The organism is Streptomyces sp. NPDC014882 (assembly GCF_043081325.1).
GTDB lineage: Bacteria > Actinomycetota > Actinomycetes > Streptomycetales > Streptomycetaceae > Streptomyces.
The window spans coordinates 345,894-352,781 of sequence record NZ_JBIBWL010000008.1 but is presented as its reverse complement, the minus strand read 5'-3'; the positions used below and the strand labels follow the sequence as shown (position 1 = coordinate 352,781).

The 6,888-nt window shown below is 75.6% G+C and carries 4 protein-coding genes; 3 read left to right on the top strand and 1 reads right to left on the bottom strand.

Annotated features, from left to right (window positions below):
* The first annotated feature begins 650 nt into the window (after positions 1–650).
* On the top strand, positions 651–2,423 hold the full coding sequence (locus ACF09K_RS20900; RefSeq protein WP_392245519.1) for a sigma-70 family RNA polymerase sigma factor: 1,773 nt from the start codon (positions 651–653) through the stop codon (positions 2,421–2,423).
* A 335-nt stretch (positions 2,424–2,758) separates the two neighbouring features.
* On the opposite strand, the gene ACF09K_RS20895 is transcribed toward ACF09K_RS20900, so the two are convergent.
* Positions 2,759–3,256, bottom strand: a complete 498-nt coding sequence (locus ACF09K_RS20895) for a peptidylprolyl isomerase (RefSeq protein WP_363089603.1) — start codon at positions 3,254–3,256, stop codon at positions 2,759–2,761.
* Positions 3,257–3,625: 369 nt separating this feature from the next.
* Here ACF09K_RS20895 and ACF09K_RS20890 point away from each other — a divergent pair, with 369 nt between their 5' ends.
* Both ACF09K_RS20890 and ACF09K_RS20885 read left to right on the top strand, forming a co-directional pair.
* Entirely contained in the window at positions 3,626–5,089 is a 1,464-nt protein-coding gene (locus ACF09K_RS20890; protein ID WP_392245517.1) for a PHB depolymerase family esterase, read from the top strand.
* A gap of 366 nt (positions 5,090–5,455) precedes the next feature.
* On the top strand, positions 5,456–6,886 hold the full coding sequence (locus ACF09K_RS20885; RefSeq protein WP_392245515.1) for a 3-hydroxybutyrate oligomer hydrolase family protein: 1,431 nt from the start codon (positions 5,456–5,458) through the stop codon (positions 6,884–6,886).
* Positions 6,887–6,888 lie beyond the last annotated feature (2 nt).

The following is a 6,888-nucleotide window of genomic DNA, read 5'->3' as shown; positions in this document are numbered from 1 at the left end:
CGGTGGCCGCCGGGGGCGCGGCGGGGGGGGGGGCCCCCCGCCCCGCCGCGGGCGCCCGGCCCGCCCCCCCCCCGGCGGCGGCGGCCCCGCCGCCCCCCGGCCCGGGGGCCGCCCGCCGCCCGGGGGGGCGCCGCCGGGCCGGGCCGGCGGCGCGGAGTCGCGGGGCGGCCTCTGCCTCCGTCCGCAAGGGGCCGTCCGTCAGGGTTCGTTCGGGTCCGTCCGTCCGGTGGCCGGCCCGGTGGGGTGCCTCAGCGGCTGCGCATGGCGCTGGTGGCGAAGAAGCCGGTGGCGGCCGCGGCGATCAGGGTGCAGACGGAGAGGAGGATCGTACGTCGCATCGAAGTGCCTTTCCCGATGACGGTGGTTGGGCCCTGCACAACGCCGCCCGGCCCCGTGTCGCTTCGCCACCCGGCCGATGCCACCCGTACGGATGCGCCCGGAGGGGCTGCCGGACGGCCCGCCGACGGTCCTGCGGGGTCAGGCCGTCGAGGCGGGTGGCGGGCCCGGTGTGACTTTCCCCCTTGCGGCGGCGGGGCGGTGCGGTGAACATCGCACCACACGAATTTCCGAATAACTGTTATCCGAGGCCGCCCCGGAGATCTCCCTTGTCACGGACAGCAACGTTCGGCATCGACGACAGGGAAGCTGCAATGAGTACTCAGCACACGATGGAGCCGGCGGCACTGGTGACCGCTGCCCGAAAGGGCGATCCGGCGGCACAGGACGCCCTGGTCGGCGCGTACCTCCCGCTGGTCTACAACATCGTGGGCCGGGCGCTGAACGGCTCGGTGGACGTGGACGACGTGGTCCAGGAGACGATGCTCCGCGCCCTGGACTCGCTGGCCGGGCTGCGTGACCCCGCAAGCTTCCGGTCGTGGCTGGTGGCCATCACCATGAACCAGATCCGGGCGCACTGGCGGCAACGGGACTTCGCCCAGGGCCCGGTGGAGGAGGCCGGTGACCTGGCCGACCCCGGCGCCGACTTCGTCGATCTCACCATGGTGCGGCTCCAGTTGTCGGGCCAGCGCCAGGAGACCGCGCGCGCCACGCGCTGGCTCGAGCCCGACGACCGGAGCCTGCTGTCCCTGTGGTGGCTCGAGTGCGCGGGCGCGCTGACCCGCGCCGAGGTGGCCGAGGCCCTGGAACTGTCCCCGGAGCACACCGCCGTCCGCGTGCAGCGCATGAAGGCGCAGCTGGAAGCCGCACGCGTGGTCGTGCGGGCGCTCGACGCCCGGCCCCGCTGCGAGGAACTGCGGGACGTGCTGGCGAGCTGGGACGGACGGCCGTCTGCGCTGTGGCGCAAGCGAACGGCCCGGCACGCGCGCGGCTGCACGCGCTGTTCGGGCCTGTGGAGCGGGCTGTTGCCCGCGGAGGGACTGCTCGCGGGCCTGGCACTGGTGGCGGCGTCGCCCGCGCTCGCGGCGAGCATCCGCGCGGCCTACGACCCCTCGGCCGTGGCCGTGGCCGTGGCCGGATCGGCCGCGCCGCTCGGCGCCGGCGGGAATCCCGGCGCCGATGGCCACCCCGGTATCGACGACCACTCCGGTACCGGTGGCCAATTCGGCACCGGTGACCACTCCGGCGCCGGCGAGGACCCCGCCGGGGCCGTCCCGTCCGGTGGACACCGCTCACACCGCTCCGCGGGCGGGCGGACCGACGCCCGTGGCGCGGCGCGGCGCAGGCGCCGGGTCCGGCGGCGGGCGGCCGGCGCGGCGGTCGTGGCCGCCTGCGTGGCGGGCGGCGGCCTCTACTGGTTCGGCACCCGGCCGGGCGACGAACCCGGCGCCGGGACCGCGGCGCGGACCGCCGACGAGGTGCTCCTGACGGACCCCGCCACGCCCGGCACCACCCCGGGGAACTCCCCGTCCGCGTCTCCCTCCCCGTCGGCGTCCGCGTCCGCGTCCGCGTCGGCGTCCGCGTCGTCCGGCCCGAGCGCCTCCCCGAGTCCCCGGGCGAGCAGGAGCACGCCGCCGGCCACGGCGAAGGCCCCCGCGCCGAAGCCGGCGGCCTCGCGCACGCCGGTCGCGCAGGCGGCTCCGTCGGGCCTCGGGGCACAGGTGATCGCCCTGGTCAACAAGGAACGGGCGGCGGCCGGTTGCGGCCCCCTGACCGATGACGCGAAACTGCGGAACGCCGCGCAGGGCCACTCCGACGACATGGCCGCCCGCGACTTCTTCGACCACACCGACCCGGACGGCGCCGACCCCGGCAAGCGCATCACCGCCGCGGGCTACCGCTGGTCCACCTACGGGGAGAACATAGCCAAGGGCCAGCAGACCGCCGAGTCGGTGATGACGTCCTGGATGAACAGCCCCGGACACCGCGCCAACATCCTCAACTGCGCCTTCAAGAACATCGGCGTGGGCATCCACGACGGCGGCGGCGGCCCCTGGTGGACGCAGAACTTCGGCGCCAAGCTCTGAGCGGACGCCGTACCGGCCGGCGGGCCGGGCTCCTGCCCGGCACCGGCCTCAGCCGTCAGCCGGCCGCCACCGAGCACCTCTTCGCCGAGGCGGACGGGTCGCCACGGCCGGCCGAAGCCCCTCACGGTCGAACAGGCGGGCACGCCGCCCCGCGCGGCCGCGGCGTACCCGAACGCCCGCGCACACGGCGTGCCGCGGGGCCGTGCGCGCGGCGTGCTCACGCGGGCGCGTCCCGCCCGGACACCCGGGCGGGACGCGCCCGCGCGCGGGTGATCCGGGGGATGCGACGGGCCCCTACGGGCCGGCCGGCCGCGGGACGGCCCGGGGGCGCCGGATCAGAGCTGGCCGGAGGCCGCGATGGTGATCTTCGCGGAGGTGCTGCCGCTCTGCGAGCCGAGGGACTCGATCTTGCGGACGAGTTCCATGCTCGCGTCGTCGGCGACCTCGCCGAACACCACGTGCTTGCCGTCCAGCCAGCCGGTCACGACCGTGGTGATGAAGAACTGCGAGCCGTTGGTGTTCGGGCCGGCGTTGGCCATGGACAGCAGGCCGGGCCGGTCGTGCTTGAGGGTGAAGTTCTCGTCGGCGAACTTCTCGCCGTAGATGCTCTTGCCGCCCGTGCCGTTGCCGCGCGTGAAGTCGCCGCCCTGCAGCATGAAGGAGGGGATCACGCGGTGGAAGGAGGAACCGGCGTAGCCGAAGCCCTTCTCGCCGGTGGCCAGCGCGCGGAAGTTCTCCGCGGTCTTCGGCACGACGTCGTCGAACAGGTTGAAGGTGATGCGCCCGGCGGGCTCGTCGTTGATGGTGATGTCGAAATAGACCTTGGTCGTCATGCCCCCATCCTGCACGTTCCGGCGGCCGCTGCCGAATCCAGCCCCCTCACGTGTCGGGAAGCACGGGCGCGCACGGGCGCGCACCGAGTCTCCACCGCCCGTCATCTCCCCTTATCGCCCGCCATCACCCGCCATCACCCGCCATCACCTGTCATCACCCGTCATCGGGCACTGCGGGCGCCGCGGGGCCGCCCCGTCGACCGGGGCGTAGCAGCCGCCGTCGGCCGGCGCAATCCGTCCGGATGCGCCCGGTGCCCGGCAGGCTGTGGTGCCCACGGCCATACCGCCGTCCGGTGCACGACCCCTACGGTGCCGGACACCGGGCCGCTCGGCGGGCCGGTGTCCCCGCAGGTCACCGAGGGAGCCGCCATGCAGCCACCGTCATCGCGCAGAGCCGTCGCACCGCTGTCCCGCTTCCTGGCCGCCCTGGCCCTGGCGCTCGCCCTGGCCCTGGCCGGCCCCGCGCCGGCCGGCCACGCCGCCGTCGGTCTGACCAGGGTCACCGACTTCGGCGACGATCCCGGCGGACTGGGCATGTACGTCTACCGCCCGGCCTCCCTCGCCGCGAACCCCGCCGTGGTGATCGCGCTGCACGGCTGCACCCAGAACGCCCAGGGCTACGCCGACCACTCCGGGCTGCCCCTGCTCGCCGACCGGTACGGGTTCCTGGTCGTCCTCGCCGAGACCACGTCCTCCAACAACCCGAACAAGTGCTTCAACTGGTTCCAGGCCACCGACAACCGCAGGGGCCGGGGCGAGGCGGCCTCGATCAGGCAGATGGCCGCGCACGCGGTCTCCGCCTACGGCGCGGACCCCCGCCGGATCCACGTCACCGGTCTGTCGGCCGGCGGCGCCATGACGGCGGTGATGCTCGCCGCCTACCCGGACGTCTTCCGCGCCGGCGCGGTCGTCGCCGGGCTGCCGTACGACTGCACCAAGGACACCGGCCCCTACACCTGCATGAACCCCGGTGTCGACCTGACCCCGGCGCAGTGGGCGCAGCGGGTCCGGGACGCCCACCCCTCGTGGACCGGCCCGTGGCCGCGCCTGGCCGTCTGGCACGGCGACCGGGACACCACCGTCGCGCCGCGCAACGCCGACGAACTGCGCGACCAGTGGACCGCGCTGCACGGACTGTCCCAGGTGCCGACCCGCACCTCCCTGATCGGACCCGACGGGACCCGGCACGAGGAGTACGCGGCGGCGGACGGTTCGGTGGCCGTCGAGGTCGACCGGGTGCCCGGCATCGGGCACGGCACGCCGGTCGATCCCGGCAGCGGCGCCGAGCAGTGCGGCAGCACCGGAGCCCCCTACTTCCTCGACTCGATCTGCTCCAGCCACTGGATCGCCCGCTTCTTCGGGCTGACGGAGTCCGCCCCGCCGCCCGGCTCGCTGCCCGCCCCGACCGCCCTGGCCGCGACCGGCGCCACCGACACCGCCGTCACCCTGAGCTGGAACCCGGTCGACGGCGCCGCCGGGTACGTCCTCCACCGCGACGGCGCGCCGGTCGCCACGCCCGCCTCGACGTCGTACACCGACACCGGTCTGGCGCCCGGCTCGGCCCACACCTACGCCGTCGCCGCCCGCGACGCCGACGGCGGCACGGGAGCCCTGTCCGCCGCGGTCACCGCGCGGACCACGGGCGCCGGCGCCGCCTGCTGGACGTCGAGCAACTACGCCCACGTCCAGGCGGGACGTGCCACGACCGCCGGCGGCCGCACCTACGCCAAGGGCTCCGGCCAGGACATGGGCCTGTACAACACCTTCGTCACCCACACCCTGAAGGAGTCACCCGTCGGCCACTTCACCCTCGCCGACACCGCCTGCCCCTGATCCGGGGCCGGGGCCGAGCCGGGGCCGGGCCCGAGCCGGGGCCGGGCCCGAGCCGGGGCCTGGCCGACCTGGGGCCGGGCCGACCCGGGGTGCCCGGCCGCCACCGGCGCCGTCCGAGGCCGGCGACTCCGACAACGTCGCCGCCACGGGGGGCGCCGCCACGGACGTCGGCCGTACGCGGAGCGGCCGTACGCGGAGCGGCCGTGTGCGAAGTGGCCGTGTGCGGAGTGGCCGTGTGCGGAGCAACCATGCATGGCGTCAGCCCACTTGAAGCGCGGGGCAGGCATGGAGGGCGCACACATGTCCGGCGCCCTCCTCCTCCGCCTAGCCTCCAGCCGTCACGTCCGCTCCCGCTGGAGGTCGTCCATGGCTCCGCTCCCCGCCGCCGCCCCGCCGACGAGACGGCGCACCGTCCTCGGCGCCGTGGCCCTCGCCGCGGCCGCGGCCCTGCTCCCCTCACCCGCGGACGCGGGTCCCGCCGCGGGCGCCCCCGACGGCCCCTGCGCGGGCCTGTCCCGCCTGCGGGTGCCGGGCGCCGCGCACCAGGAGACGGCCTGTCTGGCCGAGCTGACCACGGCCGGAACCGTCGCCTCGGGGCACACCGACCCGGCCGACTGGGCCGGACTGACGCCGAAGGACCTGACCGTCCCCAGCGGGGTGCCCGGCATCCAGATCGACGGCTACTTCCCCGACACCTCGACCACCAACACCAACCACGGCTGGCACCACGACGCCCAGTTCGTCGTCCGGCTGCCCGACCGGTGGAACGGCGGCCTCGTCGTGGCCGGCACCCCCGGCAACCGCGAGCAGTACGCCAACGACCGGGCCATCGCCGACTGGGTGCTCGCCCGCGGCTACGCCTACGCCGCCACCGACAAGGGCAACACCGGGCTCGCCTTCCACCGCGACGGCGCCCGCCCCGGCGACGCCGTCGCCGAATGGAACACCCGCCTCACCCAACTCACCCGCGCCGCCCGCGCGGTGGTGGCCCAGCGCTACCACCGGCCGCCCGCCCGCACCCTCGCCACCGGCATGTCCAACGGCGGCTACCTGGTGCGCTGGCAGCTGGAGAACCACCCGGAGCTGTACGACGGGGGAGTGGACTGGGAGGGCACGCTCTGGCGTGCGGAGGGCCCCAACCTGTTCACGTTCCTGCCGTCGGCCCTGCGCCACTACCCCACCTACGCCGCCGGCGGCCCCGCGGCCGACCAGGCACGGACGGAACTGCACCGGGCGGGCTTCCCGGCCGGCTCGGAGTTCCTGTGGCCGTTCCACCACCAGGTCTACTGGGACCTGACCCAGCGCGTCTACCGCGAGGAGTTCGACCCCGCCTTCGACGGCCCCACCGAGGCCGGCACGCCGTACTGCGCCCCGGGCTCGGTTCCGGGCTGCGACGCCGACTACGACTACCGGGCCCGTCCCGCCGACGTGCGCGCGGCGGTGGACCGCGTCGCGCTGACGGGCCGCATCGGCAAGCCGCTGATCACGATCCACGGCACCCTCGACGTCCTGCTGCCCGTCACCCGCGACTCCGACGTGTACGCCCGGATGGTCCGGGAAGCCGGCCGCGGCGGCCTGCTGCGCTACTACCGCGTCGAGGACGGCACCCACACCGACTCCCTGGCCGACGCCTTCCCCGACCGGCTGCGCCCCCTGCTGCCCTGCCACCGTTCGGCCTTCACCGCACTGGAGACCTGGCTCGCCACCGGCCACCGCCCGCCCGCGAGCCGTACGGTCGCGCGCCCCGCGGACGCCGACCCGGCCACCCTGCTCAGGGAGTGCCCCCTCGGCGGCTGACC